Source organism: Kurthia sp. ISK08 (assembly GCF_046159805.1).
Lineage (GTDB): Bacteria > Bacillota > Bacilli > Bacillales_A > Planococcaceae > Kurthia > Kurthia gibsonii.
Window position 1 is genome coordinate 315,961 of sequence record NZ_JBJXHL010000002.1, and the last position, 19,666, is coordinate 335,626.

The 19,666-nt window shown below is 37.7% G+C and carries 19 protein-coding genes and 1 other annotated feature; of the genes, 18 read left to right on the forward strand and 1 reads right to left on the reverse strand.

The features are described 5' to 3' along the window. Nucleotides 1–86 precede the first annotated feature (86 nt). Together ACKVQX_RS05115 and ACKVQX_RS05120 are read left to right on the forward strand one after the other, a co-directional pair. Entirely contained in the window at nucleotides 87–986 is a 900-nt protein-coding gene (locus ACKVQX_RS05115) for an ABC transporter ATP-binding protein (RefSeq protein WP_409136071.1), read from the forward strand. Continuing rightward, nucleotides 979–2,217 (forward strand): ABC transporter permease, encoded by a 1,239-nt coding sequence (locus tag ACKVQX_RS05120; RefSeq protein ID WP_409136072.1) that lies wholly within the window; start codon nucleotides 979–981, stop codon nucleotides 2,215–2,217. Before ACKVQX_RS05115 ends, ACKVQX_RS05120 begins: the two co-directional genes overlap by 8 nt. Before the next feature lie 30 nt (nucleotides 2,218–2,247). On the opposite strand, the gene ACKVQX_RS05125 is transcribed toward ACKVQX_RS05120, so the two are convergent. After that, the gene (locus tag ACKVQX_RS05125) at nucleotides 2,248–3,534 is read right to left on the reverse strand and encodes a replication-associated recombination protein A (protein ID WP_409136073.1); all 1,287 of its coding nucleotides are present in this window, start codon (nucleotides 3,532–3,534) and stop codon (nucleotides 2,248–2,250) included. A 131-nt stretch (nucleotides 3,535–3,665) separates the two neighbouring features. Here ACKVQX_RS05125 and cymR point away from each other — a divergent pair, with 131 nt between their 5' ends. From cymR to ACKVQX_RS05205, 16 genes are all read left to right on the forward strand, one after another. Beyond that, nucleotides 3,666–4,085 carry a cysteine metabolism transcriptional regulator CymR gene (cymR, locus tag ACKVQX_RS05130; RefSeq protein ID WP_068452451.1) on the forward strand — a complete coding sequence of 140 codons (420 nt, stop codon included), beginning with the start codon at nucleotides 3,666–3,668 and terminating at the stop codon, nucleotides 4,083–4,085. Between the two features lie 14 nt (nucleotides 4,086–4,099). Then, entirely contained in the window at nucleotides 4,100–5,245 is a 1,146-nt protein-coding gene (locus ACKVQX_RS05135) for a cysteine desulfurase family protein (RefSeq protein WP_409136074.1), read from the forward strand. Nucleotides 5,246–5,263: 18 nt separating this feature from the next. Next, the gene (gene mnmA / locus ACKVQX_RS05140; protein ID WP_068452457.1) at nucleotides 5,264–6,385 is read left to right on the forward strand and encodes a tRNA 2-thiouridine(34) synthase MnmA; all 1,122 of its coding nucleotides are present in this window, start codon (nucleotides 5,264–5,266) and stop codon (nucleotides 6,383–6,385) included. Between the two features lie 16 nt (nucleotides 6,386–6,401). Continuing rightward, the gene (locus ACKVQX_RS05145) at nucleotides 6,402–7,067 is read left to right on the forward strand and encodes a lipopolysaccharide assembly protein LapB (protein WP_068452460.1); all 666 of its coding nucleotides are present in this window, start codon (nucleotides 6,402–6,404) and stop codon (nucleotides 7,065–7,067) included. 17 nt (nucleotides 7,068–7,084) lie between these two features. Then, complete coding sequence (locus tag ACKVQX_RS05150) at nucleotides 7,085–9,550, forward strand: ATP-dependent RecD-like DNA helicase (RefSeq protein WP_068452463.1); 2,466 nt, start codon at nucleotides 7,085–7,087, stop codon at nucleotides 9,548–9,550. A gap of 108 nt (nucleotides 9,551–9,658) precedes the next feature. Continuing rightward, entirely contained in the window at nucleotides 9,659–10,444 is a 786-nt protein-coding gene (locus ACKVQX_RS05155) for a GNAT family N-acetyltransferase (RefSeq protein WP_409136075.1), read from the forward strand. Between the two features lie 57 nt (nucleotides 10,445–10,501). Next, nucleotides 10,502–10,723, forward strand: a binding site (T-box leader). A 71-nt stretch (nucleotides 10,724–10,794) separates the two neighbouring features. Further along, the gene (gene alaS / locus ACKVQX_RS05160) at nucleotides 10,795–13,452 is read left to right on the forward strand and encodes an alanine--tRNA ligase (RefSeq protein WP_068452469.1); all 2,658 of its coding nucleotides are present in this window, start codon (nucleotides 10,795–10,797) and stop codon (nucleotides 13,450–13,452) included. Between the two features lie 264 nt (nucleotides 13,453–13,716). Next, nucleotides 13,717–13,986 carry an IreB family regulatory phosphoprotein gene (locus ACKVQX_RS05165; RefSeq protein WP_068452472.1) on the forward strand — a complete coding sequence of 90 codons (270 nt, stop codon included), beginning with the start codon at nucleotides 13,717–13,719 and terminating at the stop codon, nucleotides 13,984–13,986. Continuing rightward, on the forward strand, nucleotides 13,986–14,405 hold the full coding sequence (gene ruvX, locus ACKVQX_RS05170) for a Holliday junction resolvase RuvX (RefSeq protein ID WP_068452475.1): 420 nt from the start codon (nucleotides 13,986–13,988) through the stop codon (nucleotides 14,403–14,405). The genes ACKVQX_RS05165 and ruvX overlap by 1 nt, the downstream gene beginning before the upstream one ends. A gap of 14 nt (nucleotides 14,406–14,419) precedes the next feature. After that, nucleotides 14,420–14,698: a DUF1292 domain-containing protein gene (locus ACKVQX_RS05175; RefSeq protein WP_068452478.1), complete on the forward strand. Its 279-nt coding sequence runs from the start codon at nucleotides 14,420–14,422 to the stop codon at nucleotides 14,696–14,698. Nucleotides 14,699–14,734: 36 nt separating this feature from the next. Beyond that, the gene (locus tag ACKVQX_RS05180) at nucleotides 14,735–15,013 is read left to right on the forward strand and encodes a DUF1292 domain-containing protein (RefSeq protein ID WP_068452481.1); all 279 of its coding nucleotides are present in this window, start codon (nucleotides 14,735–14,737) and stop codon (nucleotides 15,011–15,013) included. 25 nt (nucleotides 15,014–15,038) lie between these two features. Then, the gene (locus ACKVQX_RS05185) at nucleotides 15,039–15,308 is read left to right on the forward strand and encodes a DUF1292 domain-containing protein (protein WP_068452485.1); all 270 of its coding nucleotides are present in this window, start codon (nucleotides 15,039–15,041) and stop codon (nucleotides 15,306–15,308) included. Between the two features lie 170 nt (nucleotides 15,309–15,478). Then, a complete protein-coding gene (mltG, locus tag ACKVQX_RS05190; protein ID WP_068452489.1) occupies nucleotides 15,479–16,603 on the forward strand; it encodes an endolytic transglycosylase MltG in 1,125 nt (374 codons plus the stop codon). A gap of 207 nt (nucleotides 16,604–16,810) precedes the next feature. Then, entirely contained in the window at nucleotides 16,811–17,443 is a 633-nt protein-coding gene (locus ACKVQX_RS05195) for an O-methyltransferase (RefSeq protein WP_068452494.1), read from the forward strand. 5 nt (nucleotides 17,444–17,448) lie between these two features. Next, nucleotides 17,449–18,378: a peptidase U32 family protein gene (locus ACKVQX_RS05200; RefSeq protein ID WP_068452496.1), complete on the forward strand. Its 930-nt coding sequence runs from the start codon at nucleotides 17,449–17,451 to the stop codon at nucleotides 18,376–18,378. A 13-nt stretch (nucleotides 18,379–18,391) separates the two neighbouring features. After that, entirely contained in the window at nucleotides 18,392–19,666 is a 1,275-nt protein-coding gene (locus tag ACKVQX_RS05205; protein ID WP_087680302.1) for a U32 family peptidase, read from the forward strand.

Consider the following 19,666-nt stretch of genomic DNA (forward strand, 5'->3'; position numbering starts at 1 on the left):
TTTTTACAACCTCTTTGGAAATAAATGAAACTTTTTACTTATTTATTCTGTATAATAAATAGATAACATGAAAAGGAGTGTGTTCCATGACACTAGAAGTGAGACAGGTAACAAAAAAGTATAAAGATTTTGTTGCTGTCAATGCACTAGATTTCACGATTAATGAAGGAGAAGTCTTCGGATTAATCGGTCAAAATGGTGCAGGTAAAACAACGACTTTCCGTATGATTTTAAATCTTCAAGATACGACAGAAGGAACAATTTTATGGAAAGGAAAATCGGTACATAAGCTAGAGCGGGATTTTTTAGGTTATTTACCTGAAGAACGTGGCATTTATCCGCAGATGAAAGTAGAAGAACAGCTTTACTTTTTCGGCATGTTAAAAGGGAAATCAAAAAAAGAATTAAAGACGGAAATTCAGTACTGGTTAGAACGATTTGAGCTGACAGATAAGCGAAATGATAAAGCAGAGACACTTTCAAAAGGGAATCAACAAAAAGTACAACTGATTGCGAGTTTTATTCATAAACCAGAATTTTTAATTTTGGATGAGCCGTTTAGTGGGCTAGATCCTGTGAATCGTCAGTTATTAATGGATGCGATTTTAGACTTAAAAAAGCAAGGAACGACAATTTTATTTTCAAGTCATCAAATGGATAATGTCGAAGAACTATGCGACCACTTATGTATTTTAAAAAGAGGTGCTTCGCTTTATACAGGTGGGTTACAAGAGTTAAAGGCGCTATACGGAAAAATCAAACTGAGTATTCGTACGGCGAAAACAAAACCAGAGCTTGAAGTATTAGAAGGTGTCGAACGTGTGGAGCAGACGAGAGATGGTTACACGTTATATCTACAAGACGAAAGTTATGGTGAAGCATTATACCAAACGATTAGTGAAGGTTCTTATATGGATAAATTCAGCATGGACTATTTGTCGCTCGATGAAATCTTTAAATTGAAAGTAGGTGCGCCAAATGAATAAACTTGGACTACTCATTAAGCAACTTTATATTCAAAAGATTAAGTCGAAGTCCTTTATATTATTAACGCTTTTATATTTAGCTATTATTGCAGTAGCAGTGAACTGGTCAAGTATTAAAGGGATTTTTACAGATGACAATAAGTATGTAACAATCGCACTGGTAGATGATACAAAACTTGATTTAGCAAAGCAATTTCCTTCGGATAAAGAAGTGAAGTTCAAAGTTGTCAAAGAATCGAAAAAAGAAGTAGATGCACTTGTCAAAAAGGAAAAATACGATGCAGCAGTTTATTTAACATCAAAAGATCAACAATTAGCTGTTGAACTTGCAACAGCGAAATCACTTGATTTACAAGTTCAATCTAAAATTGATGCACTTGCTGAAAATGCAGGAAAAGTATATAGTGTACAACAATTAAATTTATCAGCTGAGCAAGCAGCGAAAATTTTACAGACGAATACAGTTGTAAAACAAGTCGATTTACAAGAGAAAACATCGAATAAAACAGCTGAAGAAAAGTCAGCAGGTATTCTAATTGCATATATTATGGGCTTTTTAATCTATTTATTCGTCACAAGTTATTTATCAATGATTACAACCGATATTGCTTCTGAAAAAGGCTCTCGTGTATTAGAAGTATTAATGGCGAGTGTTAAGCCATCTACACATTTATTCTCTAAATTAATTGGTGTATTTTTAACAGGCTTAACGCAAATTGCGATTTTAGCAGTCGGTGCATATATTCTCATTCAATTCACAGCAAAGAAATCAGTGACAGATGGTTTACAAGAGATGCTCGGTCAACTACCAGCTACTTACTTTATCTATGTCATTCTCTTCTTCTTATTATCAATCATCCTGTTCTTATTAATTGGTGCGCTTGCAGGTTCACTCGTATCAAAGGTAGAAGAAGCTTCACAAGTAATGATGCCAGGCGTATTCATTATGTTAATCGGTTTTTACGTGATGCTTTCAGGTATTTCGAATCCAGATTCTTTACTTATTAAAGTATTCTCGTATATTCCATTTACATCAGGTATGCTTATGACATTACGTTTAGGTGCGACAGATATTTCAAATGTCGCGGTATGGATTTCACTCGCTATTTTATTCGCGACAGTTGCACTACTCTTCACAATTAGTGTGACATTCTATAAACGAAGTGTTCTCACATATAGCTCTGGTGGGATTATGCAAAAAATTAAAACCGTCTTAAAAGTAACGACATAAGAAAAATGAGAAGCAGCGCATGGCTGTTTCTCATTTTTTCTTTTTGAATGATTTTAATTTATCGTAAATGGTAGCCATGCGTTGTTCTTTACCTGCGATAACAGGTGTGTAGTATTCGCGTGTTACAAGTTCATCAGGTAAGTATTGTTGATTCACCCAGCCACCGAATGTACCAATTGGTGTATTATGCGGGTACTGATAGCCGACATTTCCAAGTTCTGCTGCACCGCTATAATGTGTGTCACGTAAGTGCATAGGAATGTCGCCGGTTTTGCCTGCATGGATATCATGTATGGCCGCGTCAATGGCACTTATCGCAGAGTTTGATTTTTCAGCGAGGCACATTTCGATGACAGCTTGCGCAAGTGGAATGCGTGCTTCTGGCATACCGAGGCGTTCAGCCGATTGAACAGCTGCTAACACATGAGGCCCGACTTGTGGGTCAGCTAAGCCGACATCTTCGTAACTAATGACGAGTAGTCTTCGGTTCACTGCCACTAAGTCACCATTTTCTAAACAGTGCGCTAAATAATAAAGTGCGGCGTTGACATCACTACCGCGAATGGATTTTTGTAAAGCGGATAATAAATTATAAAATTGATCACCTTTCGCATCTCCATATAAACCAATCTTTTCAGCGAGTTGTGCGACTAATTTATCTGTTACGATTGCCACATCATCTTCTTCATCAGCAGCGTAGTAAACAGACTCTAATAAATTTAATGCTTTTCTCGCATCTCCATTCCCAGCCTGTGCAATTTGGTGAATTTGCTCTTCTGTGATTTGAATGTTATAACGCCCAAGCCCACGCTTTTCGTCTTGTAGTGCTTGTCGGATTAATTGTTCTAGATTTTCAGTTGTCAGTCGTTTTAATTGTTTAATCTCACCACAACGAGAACGGATGGCGGGATTCACGTCGTGAAATGGATTTTCGGTCGTTGCACCAATTAAAATAATCGAACCATTTTCGACATGTGGCAGTAACGTATCTTGTTGTAATTTATTAAAACGATGAATTTCATCTAAAAATAAAATAACTTGACCTGAAAAATGAGCTTCCGCTACAATTCCTTCGACATCTTTTTTTCCAGCGCGTGTGGCGTTTAATGCAAAGAAAGGAATAGATACACTTCCTGCAATAGCATAAGCAATTGATGTTTTGCCAATACCTGGATTTCCGTAGAGGAGCATAGACGGTACATGTCCTTTTTGAATCATTTTATAGAGATGCGTGTTAGGTCCAATCACGTCTTCATGTCCAACAATTTCTTCTATATTTTGTGGTCGCATACGGTAGGCAAGCGGTTCATTCGGCATAATCATCTGCTCCTTTCCTTAAATAAGAATGTTACATAATAAATAATAGTATAGCAAAACCAAGTACGATGGGTGGTAATATGTTATAATTTAACGATAAAGAATTTATAATTTAGATGAGGTGCATACGAGTGAAGATCTCAACAAAAGGCCGTTATGGGCTTACAATTATGATTGAGTTAGCAAAACAGTACGGACAAGGACCAATTCCACTGCGTCAAATTGCCGCAGATAATCATTTATCAGAAGCTTATTTAGAGCAATTAGTATCACCACTTCGTAACTCGGGTTTAGTCAAGAGTGTACGTGGTGCTTACGGTGGTTATATGTTATCGAAGCCACCACATTTGATTTCAACAGCAGATGTGATTAAAGTATTAGAAGGCCCGATTCAACCTGTAGAAGGAATCGAAAATGAAGCACCACCACAACGTGAGTTATGGATGCGTATTCGCGATGCTGTAAAAACAGTGTTGGATACCACAAGTCTGGAAGATTTAGCGAAATATACAGACGAAAACACAGATGAAAACTTTATGTTCTATATTTAAAGGAGATTTTTTTCATGAACGAAATCTATTTAGACCATGCGGCAACATCACCGATGCATCCACAAGTGATTCAAGTGATGACAGAAGTGATGTCAGAGGTATTTGGTAATCCATCAAGTATCCATCAGCTTGGTCGCCATGCACGAAAATATTTAGATGATGCACGTCATGTGATTGCAACATCTATTCAAGCCAAAGACAATGAAATCATCTTTACGGGTGGTGGCTCGGAGGCAGATAATTTAGCGATTCGCGGAACAGCCTATGCGAAAAAAGCGCAAGGTCGTCATATTATTACAACAGCAATTGAACATCATGCGGTATTACATCCATGTGAACAGCTTGAAACAGAAGGTTTTGAAGTGACCTATTTACCTGTTAATGAACAGGGAGTTGTATCAGTTGCAGATGTAGAACAAGCACTTCGCGAAGATACGATTCTCGTTACGATTATGGCAGGTAATAATGAAGTAGGTTCTATACAACCAATTGCAGAAATTGGTGAATTATTAACTGAACATCAAGCGACATTCCATACGGATGCAGTGCAAGCATTTGGACTTGAAAAAATCAATGTAGACGAGTTAAAAGTTGATTTATTATCTGCTTCAGCGCATAAGTTGAATGGTCCAAAAGGTGTCGGATTTTTGTACCAACGTGAACAAACACCTTTGCAACCACTTATTTTAGGTGGGGAACAAGAACGTAAACGTCGTGCGGGTACAGAAAATATTCCAGGGATTGTTGGGTTTGCTAAGGCAGTCGAAATTGCACAGGCAACAATGGATGAAAAACGAATACAGTTGAAAAAATATCAACAAATCATAGTAGACACCTTTACAGCGAGTGGGATTCATTTTAAAGTTAATGGGCAAGTCGAAAATGGTCTACCGCATGTATTGAATATAAGCTTTGCAGGAATGGATGTAGAGTCATTCCTTGTCAATTTAGATATGGCTGGTGTTGCGGTATCAAGTGGTTCAGCATGTACAGCAGGTTCAATTGATCCATCACATGTTTTAGTTGCGATGTTTGGAAAAGATTCTGCAGAATTGCGTAATTCGATTCGTTTTAGTTTCGGATATGGGCTAACAGATGATACAGTAGCAGAAGCTGCAAAACGTACAGTAGATATTGTACAAAGATTAGCGAATGTATAGAAATCAGGTGAGAAGAAAATGAATGAAGTAAAAGACCCCTCAAAAACACGTGTTGTCGTAGGGATGTCGGGTGGCGTTGACTCGTCTGTAGCAGCGTACCTATTAAAAAAACAGGGCTATGATGTGATCGGTATCTTCATGAAAAACTGGGATGATACAGATGAGAATGGCGTATGTACAGCAACGGAAGACTATGAAGATGTCATTAAAGTATGTAATCAAATTGGGATTCCCTATTATGCTGTCAATTTTGAAAAACAATACTGGGATAAAGTATTCTCATACTTCCTAGAAGAATATAAAGCAGGACGTACACCAAACCCGGATGTAATGTGTAATAAAGAGATTAAATTTAAAGCCTTTTTAGAACATGCATTAAAATTAGGTGCCGACTATCTTGCAACTGGTCACTATGCACGCGTTGAACAAACAGAAGATGGCGTGAAAATGTTACGTGGTGTAGACCATAATAAAGACCAAACATACTTCTTAAATCAATTATCACAAGAACAATTATCACATGTGATGTTCCCAATCGGTGATTTAGAAAAACCGCGTGTACGTGAAATTGCAGAAGAAGCAGGACTTGCGACAGCGAAGAAAAAAGACTCAACAGGGATCTGTTTCATCGGTGAACGTAACTTCAAAGAATTTTTAAGCCAGTACTTACCAGCACAACCAGGTAATATGGAAACATTTGATGGTAAAGTGATGGGTAAACACGACGGTTTAATGTATTACACATTAGGTCAACGTCATGGTTTAGGAATCGGTGGAGACGGTGAGCCTTGGTTTGTAGTTGGTAAAGATTTAGAGCGTAATGTTTTATTAGTTGGACAAGGTTTCCATAACGACTTGTTATATTCAACAAGCTTAACGGCTGTGAAAACAAGCTTTACAACGAATCGTACATTCGACAAGCACTTTAGCTGCACAGCGAAGTTCCGTTACCGTCAAACAGATGTGCCTGTAGATGTAACATTACTAGATAATGGCGATTGGTCTGTGACATTCTCAGAACCAACACGTGCGATTACACCAGGACAATCGGTTGTATTATATGATGGTGATGAGTGTATCGGTGGCGGTACAATTGATGAAGTATTTAAAAACGGTGAAAAATTAACATATGTAGGGTAATAGGAGTTGGATTTTTGTGAATCATAATGAAGAAGGCATCAAAGCGATGCAAGAAAAGCGTTTTGAAGATGCAGCAAAAGCATTTACTGAAGCAATCGAAGCAAATCCTGAAGAAGCGATTGGCTACATTAACTTCGGTAATCTACTCGCTTCAATGGATGATACAGAACGTGCAGAGCGCTTTTTCCAAAAAGCTATTACATTGGATGAAGATGCAGCGACTGCTTATTATGGTTTAGCGAATCTTTATTACAATAATGAGCGTTTTGAAGAAGCGGCAAAAATTTATGAGCGTTCAATTCGTAAAGGCATTGAAGGGGCAGATGCTTACTTCATGCTTGGAAAATCACTTGAAGCAAGTGGGAATACGAAACTAGCACTTCCTTATTTACAGCGTGCAGCAGAATTAGCACCAGAGGATTTACAAATTCGTTTATCATTTGCGATTTTAATGTGTTCATTAGAAATGTTTGAAGAAGCAGAAAAAGAACTGCGTCATATTATCGATGAAGATTGGAATAATGCAGATGCACATTATAACTTAGGTGTATTATTTGCAGTTTCAACAGACAATATTAAAGATGCGCAGTATCATTTAAAACAAGCTTACACATTACAACCTGAATTTGATCAAGCGCGTTATATTTACGATATGCTTGAACAAAAGAAGAATAACCAATAAAAAAGGAGGGGACAGTGTTGACTGAAAATCTTTCACTATTTGCGAATGAACCATTTTTCGTAGTAGGTCGACCTGTCGTCTCTATTTTTCATAATGCAGAAAATTTATTTTCAATTGTGAAAGTGAAAATTCAAGAGACGAATACAGATTATCAAGAAAAAGAAGTGATTGTCGCTGGATATTTTCCAAAGGTAGTAGAGGATGCGCTCTATCGTTTTACAGGGCGTATGACAACCCATCCGAAATACGGCACACAATTCAAAGCAGAAACATTTGAAAAAGAGATTCCTGCAACTGAAGCAGGTGTCATCTCGTATTTATCAAGTGATTTATTCCCAGGAATCGGACAGCGAACAGCTAAAATCATTGTCGATCAATTGGGTGCGGATGCAATTAAGGTCATCATTCAAGATCCTTCATCTTTGGATGGTATTCCGCGTTTAAATGAAGAAAAGAAAGAGACATTGCGACTTGTACTTCAACAAAATCTAGGAATGGATCGTATTATGATTAAATTAGGCGAATGGGGTTTTGGTGCACAATTAGCAATTAAAATCTATCAGCTCTATTTAGATGATACACTTCAACTCTTACAAGAAAATCCATACCGACTCATTCAAGATGTAGAAGGTGTCGGTTTTCAGCGTGCAGATGATTTAGGCGCTATTTTAGGAATTGAAGGAAAGCATCCAGACCGTATTGAAGCAGCAGTGTTACATATTATTAATCAAGCATCGATTTCAGAAGGACATACCTATGTCTCTGCTGAACAGGTTATTCCACAAGCAAAAGCTCTTTTGGAACAAAGTCAGCCTATCCAACTCACTTACGAAGAGATTTCACAAGCGATTATTCGTCTTGGTGAAAATGGACAGTTATGTGGTGAAGAAACACGTCTCTATTTACCGTCTCTTTATTATTCAGAGGTGGGAATTGCATCAAAGATTTTGCAGTTAAAAGAGAAGAATGAACAACAATCAGCCTTTCCACTTTCTGAAATTCGCACATGGATTGGGGACGCAGAGGAACGCTTTGGTGTGACCTATGCGACGACACAAATCCATGCAATTGAGACAGCTATTAATAGTGCGGTCATGATTTTAACAGGGGGACCAGGTACAGGGAAAACAACCGTTGTACGTGGGATTGTTGATGTATTTGCAGAGTTACATGGATTATCGCTTGATCCGAAAGAATATAGTAAAAAAGACGAAGAATTTCCCATTATTCTTGTTGCACCAACAGGTCGTGCCGCGAAGCGTTTAAGTGAATCGACAGGCTTACCTGCACAGACGATTCACCGTCTACTTGGCTTTAATGGACAAGATAAAGACGAAGAAACAGAACGAGAAATCGGTGGTAAATTAATTATTGTCGATGAGATGTCGATGGTTGATACGTGGCTCGCACATCAATTACTACGTGCATTAAATGACCACTGTCAAATTGTATTCGTTGGTGACCAAGATCAGCTACCGCCTGTAGGTCCGGGGCAAGTGCTAAAAGATTTACTCGCTTCAAAAGCGATTCCAACGGTGGAGTTGACCGATGTGTATCGTCAAGCAGATGGCTCGTCTATTATTGAGTTGGCGCATCAGATGAAAATGGGAGAGCAACCGACGAATTTAACCGAGAAAACAAAAGACCGCTCCTTTATCCCTGCCTATACGAATCAAGTTGCGAGCGTCGTTCAACAAGTGATTGGTTCCGCGCTTAAAAAAGGATTCTCAATTCACGATGTCCAAGTACTAGCGCCGATGTATAGAGGAGATGCCGGAATTGATGCATTGAACAAAATGATTCAAGAGTTTGTCAATCCGAAAAAGAATGCGAAGACGAAAGAGATTGTCTTTGGTGACACAACGTACCGTATTGGTGATAAAGTGTTGCAACTTGTCAATCAGCCGAATAGTAATGTCTTTAATGGGGATATGGGCGAAATTATTTCGATTTTAAAAGCGAAAGAGACGACGGAAAAACAAGACGTTGTCATCGTGTCATTTGATGGTATTGAAGTAACGTATGAACGCTCCGATCTAAATCAAATTACACTTGCCTATTGTTGTTCGATTCATAAATCACAAGGTAGTGAATTCCCAATGGTCATCATGCCCGTTGTAAGAAGTTATGCAAAGATGTTACGAAAGAATCTTCTTTATACAGGTCTGACACGTGCGAAAAACTTTTTGATTTTGTGCGGAGAACCCGATACATTTTTACGTGGTATTCAAAATGATGCAGATGTTTTAAGGCAGACAACACTTGCGATGCGCCTTGGTGAAACATCTGAACAAATTGCTGAAAAAGAAGCTACTGAACAAAAAGTAGAAGTAGAAGAAACGAATGATGAGATGATTCAACGCAATACATTTGTTCTAACGATGGACAATTTTATGGACATCTCGCCAATGATTGGTATGGATGGTTGTAAACCAAGTGATTTTTTAATTGAAGTACAACAAGAGTTACTAGAAAATGAATAAATTGAAGAACGCCTAAGTTGATTTGTTATAAATCGATTTAGGTGTTTTTATTTCCATTTTAATCCATGTGGTGATATAATCGTTGGAACTTTAAAAGGGGATGATGAAATGATTCGACAATTGACAGAACAAGACCATCAACAAGTACTGCAGTTGATTGGAAAAAAGCCAGCAGAGAATTTATTCATTATTGGTGACTTGGAGGCGTATGGATACGACTCTGACATACAACAACTTTACGGGGAATTTCAATATGAGCAGTTGATTGCACTGCTGTTAAACTACGACCATATGTATGTGATGTATGCAGAAGGAACATATGATGTAGAAGGCTTCGCTCGTATTGTGAATACAGATGAACAACTGTTAGGTTTATCTGGTATGTACGATATTTTAACGTCTTTATATCCTTTAATTGAAAAAACGCCTAAACGCTCAGGTAAGATGCACTATGCAAAATGTACAGCACTAATCGGAGAAGCGCCACCACACCGTTTTACAATTCGTAAAACAACTGTAAAAGATATTCCACAGCACCGTGCATTATTACAACAAATACCAGAGTTTGCGAATAGTACGACAACAGAGGAACAAATGGTTCGAACGATTGAAAATCAAACAGGTCGTACGTATGCGCTTTGGGAAGATGATCAAATTGTTTCGGTTGTCTCAACAGCTGCAGAAAACTTGCAGTCAGCAATGATTGTCGGTGTAGCGACGCATCCTGATTATGTAGAAAGAGGATATGCGACAGCACTTCTTTATAGAATGTGTGAGGAATTACTAGCAGAAGATAAGGTAGTTTGTTTGTTCTACGATAACCCGAAAGCAGGAAAGATTTACGAGCGCATTGGATTTGAACCGATTGGTTACTGGGGAATGCATAACTTTTAATAGGATGCGGGCATTGACAGGTTAAGCGACTTTATTTTATAATCAGCAGTAGAATAATTGAACACGATGACGGAAAAGAGTACGTTATACTGATTGTGTTAAGAGAGAGGTTTCATGGCTGAAAAAACCTTCACGATTGATAACGGAAAGCTATTCCAGAGTGCAGTTAATCCCTGCCGTTCACTACGTTATAGTGCTAAGAGATAAAAAGTGTTGCTTGATACTTTTTATAAATTAGGGTGGTACCACGAAAACGAATTGACAGTTCTCGTCCCTTTCCATAGGGATGGGGACTTTTTATTTTGTTTAAAAAGCACTTCATCGCATTTAAATTTTAGGAGGAAACACACATGAAAGCTTCAGATATTCGTCGTAAGTATATCGAATTCTTCGTTGAAAAACAGCACAAACAAGAACCAAGTATGCCACTTGTTCCAATTAATGATGCGTCATTATTATGGATTAACTCAGGTGTAGCTACATTAAAAAAATATTTTGATGGCTCGGTTATTCCAGATAACCCACGTATCGTAAATGCACAAAAAGCGATTCGTACAAACGATATTGAAAACGTTGGTAAAACAGCACGTCACCATACATTCTTCGAAATGTTAGGGAACTTCTCAATCGGTGATTACTTCAAAAAAGAAGCAATTCATTACGCATGGGAATTCTTAACGTCAAAAGAATGGTTAGGGTTCGACGGTGAAAAATTATCTATTACGATTCACCCTGAAGATACAGAAGCATATAACATTTGGAAAGACGAAATTGGCATTCCAGAAGAACGTCTGATTCGTTTAGAAGGAAACTTCTGGGATATCGGTGAAGGTCCATCGGGTCCAAACTCAGAAATTTTCTATGACCGCGGCGAAATGTACGGAAACGACCCAAAAGATCCAGAATTATATCCAGGTGGCGAAAACGAACGCTACTTAGAAATCTGGAACTTAGTATTCTCTCAATTCAACCATAATCCAGATCACACATATACACCACTACCAAAGCAAAATATTGATACAGGTATGGGTTTAGAGCGTGTTGCGTCGGTTATGCAAGATGTTCCAACAAACTATGACACAGATTTATTCATGCCAATCATTGAAACAATTGAAAAATTCGCAAACCGTCGCTACATGCGTCCTGGCGAAATTGAATTAAGTGAAATTTTTGGTACAGAAGAAGATGTAAATACACCATTCAAAGTCATCGCTGACCATATTCGTACGGTTGCTTTCGCAATTGGTGATGGCGCACTTCCATCAAATGAAGGTCGCGGTTATGTATTACGTCGTTTATTACGTCGTGCAGTACGTTATGCAAAACAAATCGGTATCGAAAAACCGTTCATGTTTGAATTAGTACCAACTGTTGGTGAAATCATGCAAGATTTCTACCCACAAGTAAAAGAAAAAGAAGCGTTCATTCAACGTGTAATTAAAAATGAAGAACAGCGCTTCCACGAAACATTAAATGATGGTTTAGCAATTTTCAACGAAGTTGTTGCAACGCAAAAAGAAAAAGGCGAAATGGTTATTCCAGGTGCAGATGCATTCCGTCTATATGACACATACGGTTTTCCAGTAGAATTAACAGAAGAGTACGCTGCTGAAGTTGGGATGACAGTGGACGAAGCTGGCTTTGAAGTTGAGATGGAAAAACAACGTACACGCGCACGTGAAGCACGTCAAGATGTTGACTCAATGAAAGTACAATCAGAAGTGTTAGCAAACTTAAAACAAGCTTCTACATTCGTAGGTGGCGATACATTACAAACAGAAACAGTTATTACAGCAATCGTTGCAAACGGCGAAGAAGTAAAAACTGTTTCTGAAGGTGAAGAAGCACTTGTGATTTTAACTGAAACACCTTTCTATGCAGAAATGGGTGGACAAGTAGCGGACCACGGTACGATTTCAAATGATGCATTCACAGCGTTTGTAAAAGACGTACAAAAAGCACCAAACGGTCAGTCATTGCATACAGTTGTAGTAGAGTCTGGTGAAATGAATGTAGAAGATGAAGTGATTGCAAGCGTAAATCGCGAAGAACGTAACTTAATCGTGAAAAACCATACAGCGACACACTTATTACAACGTGCATTAAAAGATATTTTAGGTGACCACGTTAACCAAGCAGGTTCATATGTAGGTCCAGATCGTTTACGTTTTGACTTCTCACACTTCGGTGCAACAACAAAAGAAGAAATTGAAGCAATTGAACGTGCAGTAAACGAAAAAATTTGGGATGATATCGAAGTAATCATCGAAGAAATGCCAATTGACGAAGCAAAAGCAATGGGCGCAATGGCATTATTCGGTGAAAAATATGGTGATGTTGTACGCGTTGTTCAAGTATCAGATTACTCAATCGAATTATGTGGTGGTATTCACGTAAAACGTTCATCTGAAATTGGTTTATTCAAAATTGTTTCAGAAGGCGGTATTGGCGCTGGAACACGTCGTATTGAAGCTGTAACAGGTCGTGCAGCATACTTTGCAGTGAAGGAAGAACAACACACATTAGAAGCAGCAGCACACGCTTTAAAATCAAATCCAAAAGACGTACCAGCACGTATTGAATCATTACAACATGATTTAAAAGATGCACAACGTGAAAATGAATCATTATCAGCGAAGATGGCAGCAGCACAAGCAGGTGATATTCTAGCGAATGCAAAAGACATCAATGGTGTAACAGTATTATCAACACGCGTAGAAGCGAAAGATAATAACCAATTACGTCAACTAATGGATGATTTAAAAGCGAAAATGTCAAATGCGGTGATCGTTTTAGGTGCAGTAGCAGACGATAAAGTAATGCTATGTGCAGGTGTAACAAAAGAAATCGCAGGAAAAGAATACCATGCAGGAAACATTGTCAAAGCAGTAGCAGAACAATGTGGTGGTAAAGGTGGCGGTCGCCCAGATATGGCGATGGCTGGTGCAAAAGATGCGAATCAACTGGATGCAGCACTTGCATCTGTTTATGAAACATTAGCAAAATAATTAATGAATAGAAGAAGTCAGTTCTTAGGCAACTGTTTGAGAACTGGCTTTTTTCTATGATGTAGTAAAAACAGATGACGTTATAAAAATAAGTAGCCAAAAACGGTGGAACAAACAGGAAAACAATGCTTTTTAAACCTTATTTTCTTGCCACTAGTAATTATTTCATAGCGAATGGGCAAAATGAGTTTCAAACGAACAGGGAATAAGTTATACTAGTTGAAAGAGTAGTACACTACTTAACTTTACTGTGAGGTGCTTAGCATGAGTAAGTTTGATCAAACGATGAAATTTAATTTTCCCGAAGAACCTATGGAACAAGAAGTTCGCGAAACGATGCTTCATGTTCATGCAGCACTAGAAGAAAAAGGGTATAACTCAATCAATCAAATGGTGGGTTATTTGCTTTCGGGCGATCCGGCATATATTCCACGTCATCAAGATGCTCGTACAAAGATTCGCAAGCTTGAACGAGATGAAATTTTAGAAGAGCTTGTGAAATTTTATATTAAAAAGAATAACGAGGCAAAATAATGAGAGTAATGGGTTTAGATGTCGGTTCTAAAACAATCGGAGTAGCTGTAAGCGATGCACTTGGCTGGACTGCTCAAGGGATTGAAACGATTAAAATCGACGAAGAGAATGAAAAGTTTGGTATGGAACGAATTCGTGAACTCGTAAAACAATACGATGTGAAGGAATTTGTCGTTGGTTTTCCAAAAAACATGAACAATACAGTGGGTCCGCGTGGAGAAGCATCACAGCGTTATGCTACACTGTTAGAGCAGGAGTTTGGATTTCCCGTTACACTATGGGATGAAAGACTGACAACGATGGCCGCAGAACGCGTGCTAATTGAAGCGGATGTTCGTCGTAAAGATCGTAAAAAGGTCATTGATAAGATGGCTGCAAGTATGATTTTACAAGGATATTTAGACCGCAAATCTTTTTAGAGGAGAATGAGAGTATGACAAATGAAAAACAAAACACAATTACAGTAGTAGACGAGGAAGGGAACGAAATTCTTTGTGAGATTCTTACAATCGTAGAATCAGAAGAATTTGGTAAAAACTTCGTATTATACAGCGAAATCGGTTCAGAGGATGAAGAAGGTTATGTACAAATCATGGCTTCATCATTCACACCAGCAGAAAATGGTGAAGATGGCGAATTACAACCAATCGAATCAGAAGAAGAATGGGCTTACTTAGAAGACATTCTTGAGCAATTAGACGACGAAGAATAATTCACTATTTCAACAACCATAAGGGAGGCTTTTAATATGTCAGAAGAACACAACCATGAACATATTGTAGCAATTGATGAAAACGGAAACGAAATCGTATATGCTGTCATCACACGCGTATACTCAGAAGAATTCGAAAAAGAATACGTTCTTTTTGCAGAACATAGCGATTCAGACGAGCCTGTAGAAGTACAAGCAGCAATCGTTGTAGAAGACGAAGAAGGCGACCGTTTAGTTGGAATCGAGAGCGATTCAGATGCAGAATGGGAATTCATCGAGAGCGTCTTATCTGAGCTAGCTGACGAAGAAGAATAGTCCTTACAAAACGAGGTGAATGTTCATGTCTCAAGATTATAGTGGTCAATTCTTTACGGAATTAGATGAAGATGGCAATGAGGTTGTCTATACGATTCTAACGCGCATTGAACCAGACGATTCAGATTCAACGTATATCGTGTTTTATGAAGATACAGAAGAAGACGATATTCAAATTGAAGCAGCAGAAGTCATCGAAAATGAAGATGGTAGCGGCGAGCAATTATACGAAATCGAAACTGAAGAAGAATGGGCAATGATTGAAGAAGTAGTCAATACAATTATGAGTCTGTAAAAGAAAGTCCGTCCAATATTGTTTTGTGCTTATGAAAAGTGCAGATAATAGGGGCGGATTTTTTGAATCGTATAAAATATTTTTGAAAAAAAAGAGAGAATCAAGTAATATGAACATGTTGTGACTTTACATAAGAGTCAGGATGAGAGTGATATGAAGGAGGATTATGTGTGGATCCAAAATTGCCCGATGATCAATTAAAGAGATTACAAGAGCAACGCCATGAAAAAAGAATAGTCCGAAAAATTGTGATGTACGTGGGAATCGCTATTATTGCTATTGCATTAATTGGGAGTATTAGTAGTTATTTTTATATTTCAAATGCTTTAAAACCAGTAGATCCAGATAATAAAAAAGCAGTAAAAATCGAATTGCCAATCGGTTCGAATATTGATACGATATCACAAACTTTAGAAGATAAAGGCGTTATTCGTAATGCGAAAATCTTCAAATATTATACAAAGTTTAAAAATGCTTCTGGTTTCCAAGCTGGAACGTATCAAATTCCACCATCTATGTCGATTGATGATATTATCAAATCGTTAAAAACGGGTAAAGTATATCGTAAAGCAGATTTACAAATTACGATACCAGAAGGATTAACGCTCGATCAAATTGGTAATATTATCGCGAAAAATACAGACTATACATCAAAAGAGTTTATGAAACTCGTAACGAATGAAAAATTCATTAAAGAGATGAAAGCGAAGTATCCAGAAACAGTAACGAAAGATATCAATGGAAAAGATATTCGCTACAAGTTAGAAGGTTACTTATATCCATCTACGTATGATTTCTTCACGAAGAAACCAACTTTAGAAGAAATTGTTGAAAAGATGATTGCACAAACAGATGCGATTGTTCGTTCATATGAACCGCAATTAAAAGAATTAGGCATGACACCGCACGAGTTCTTAACATTTGCTTCACTTCTTGAACGTGAAGCGACAGCACAAACAGACCGTGAAACGATTGCAAGTGTATTCAATAACCGTATTGAGCAAGGTATGCCACTTCAAACAGACCCAACCGTTTTATATGCGCTTGGTGAGCATAAAGACCGCGTGCTGTATAAAGATCTAGAAGTGAAAAACCCGTATAATACGTACTTGAATAAAGGTCTACCACCAGGCCCAATTGCGAATGCAGGACGTGCATCACTTGATGCAACGGTTGACCCTGCGAAAACAAAATATCTATACTTTGTTGCAGATAAAGATGGTAATAATCACTTTGCTGAAACGTATTCAGAGCATCAAAATAATGTAGCCAAGTACATCAAATCGCAAAAATAATGATGCTATTTTAGCCTCATAGATAGCGTTAATATAAAAATCTAGATGATGAATGAACATCGTCTAGATTTTTTTAATGTTGTTTTCTTTTCAAAACTTTGTCGAAAAAGCATGAAATTATGGATTTGCAAGGTTGAAATCTAGATTTTAAAATACTTTTATGTTAGGATAAAGTGTGTTTTGTATATAATTAAGGAGGAATAGCAGATGGAAATTTCAGATGCCTATATTCAATCCTTCATACCTAAACGAGATGAACTTTTAATTGAAATGGAACAGTTTGCGGCTGAAAATTACATACCGATTATGCAGCTTTCAGCGATTGAAAACTTATTACAGTTACTAAGAATTCAACAACCGAAATCAATTTTAGAAGTAGGTAGCGCGATTGGTTACTCAGCAATTCGTATGGCACAAGCTGTACCAAATGTTGATATTGTAACGATTGAAAGAGATGAAGCACGCATTGAATATGCAAAAGCATTTATCGGACGTTCCGATGTAAAAGAAAATATCACATTAATCGAGGGTGACGCGTTAGAAGTGGACATTGCAAGCAAATATCCATCTTTTGATGCTGTTTTTATTGATGCGGCAAAAGGCCAATATCAAAAATTCTTTGATCAATATAGTCCACTTGTCAAACAAGGGGGCATTTTATACATTGATAATATGTATATGCACGGTCTATCAGATTTAGACATGAAAGATGTACCAAAACGTAAAAGAACGATGATTCGAAACCTTCATCAATTTGCGGAATGGATTATTCAAAATGAGCAATATCAATCAACTTTCTTCCCAGTAGGCGATGGTTTATTGATTTGTATTAAGAGGTGACCAACATGAAAAAACCAGAATTACTTGTAACACCCCATTCAGTTGAACACGTAGCACGTTTGATTGAAGCTGGTGCAGATGCTTTTTTAATTGGTGAACAAAAATTTGGTTTGCGTTTAGCAGGCGAATTTTCAATTGAAGAAGTAGCAGAAGCAACAAAAATGATTCATGCAGCAGGCAAAAAAGTCTATGTTGCAATGAACGCGATTTATCATAATGATCGTGTCGATGATTTAGCTCCTTATATGGAAAAACTAACGGAATTACATGTAGACGGTATCGTATTCGGCGATCCAGCTGTTATTATTGCACGCCGAGAAGCAAATTGTGAAATTCCACTTCACTGGGATGCAGAAACAATTTCTACAAACTGGTTCCAAGCGAATTACTGGGGTAAACGCGGTGCAACACGCGCGTATTTAGCTCGTGAATTAAGCATGGAAGAAGTTGTAGAGATTAAAGAAAACGCAGAAGTTGAGATTGAAGTACTTGTGCATGGTATGACATGTATGTTCCAATCAAAACGTCCGCTTTTAGGCAACTACTTCTTATTCCAAGATAAAGCGATGGAAGTTGAAAATCGTAAAGAAGCGAAAAATATGTTTTTACATGATAAAGAACGTGAAAATAAATACCCAATCTATGAAGATTTAAATGGTACACACATTTACAGTCCGAATGATGTATGTATTATTGATGAACTGAATGAATTATTTGAAGCAGGCGTTGATTCATTTAAATTTGATTCGGTTCTATGCTCAGATGACTATGCAGTTGAAGTAACAGCTTGCTACCGTCAAGCGATTGATGCGTACATGGAGTCAGAAGATGCATACGAAGATATGAAGCAAGACTTACTTGAAAAAATTGAAGAGATTCAACCAGAATTACGTCCGTTAGATACTGGATTCTACTTCAAAGAAACAGTTTATTAGGAGGAGACGTAACATGACGACTATTATAAATGATCGTATTTCAGAAATCATTGATGGCAAGCGTGTCATTACGAAGAAACCAGAACTGTTAGCACCTGCTGGGAATCTGGAAAAATTAAAAATTGCCGTACATTATGGAGCAGATGCGGTATTTATCGGTGGACAAGAGTTTGGACTACGTTCAAATGCAGGGAACTTCTCAATCGAAGAGATGGCAGAAGGTGTTGAATTTGCTAACCGTTATGGTGCGAAAATCTATGTAACAACAAATATTTTTGCGCATAATGAAAATATGGACGGTTTAGAAGATTATTTACAAGCATTAGAAGGCGTTGGCATTACAGGAATTATCGTAGCTGACCCATTAATTATCGAAACATGTAAAGAAGTCGCACCAAAGCTTGAAATCCATTTAAGTACACAACAATCTCTATCGAACTGGAAAGCAGTTCAATATTGGAAAGAACAGGGCTTAGAACGTGTTGTATTAGCACGTGAAACAGGTGCTGAAGAAATTCAATTAATGAAAGAAAAAGTAGATATCGAAATCGAATCATTCGTACATGGTGCGATGTGTATCGCTTATTCAGGACGTTGTGTATTATCAAACCATATGACAGCGCGTGACTCAAACCGCGGCGGTTGCTGCCAATCATGTCGTTGGGATTATGATTTATATGCGGTAGAAGATGGCGAAGAAAAGCCATTATTCGAAGAAGGACAAGAAGCATTTGCGATGAGTCCAAAAGACTTAAAGTTAATTGAATCGATTCCAAAAATTATCGAACTAGGCATCGACTCATTAAAAGTAGAAGGTCGTATGAAGTCAATTCACTATATCGCAACAGTTGTAACGGTGTACCGTAAAGTAATTGATGCTTATTGTGCAGACCCAGAAAACTTTGTCATCAAACGTGAATGGTTAGAAGAATTAGATAAATGTGCAAATCGTGAAACAGCTTCTTCATTCTTCGAAGGCGAACCAAGTTATGAACAACAAATGTTTGGCGTTCATGGTAAACAAACAAACTACGACTTCTGTGGTATGGTACTTGATTACGATGAAGAAACACAAATGGTTACATTGCAACAACGTAATTACTTCAAACCAGGCGACGAAATCGAATTCTTCGGTCCAGCGATTGAGAACTTTACAATCGTTGTAGAAGAAATCTTTGATGAACAAGGCGAATCATTGGATGCAGCAAGACATCCACTACAAATTGTTCGTTTCAAATGTGAGCATAAAGTGAATGCACATGATATGATTCGTAAGGAGATGCGCTAA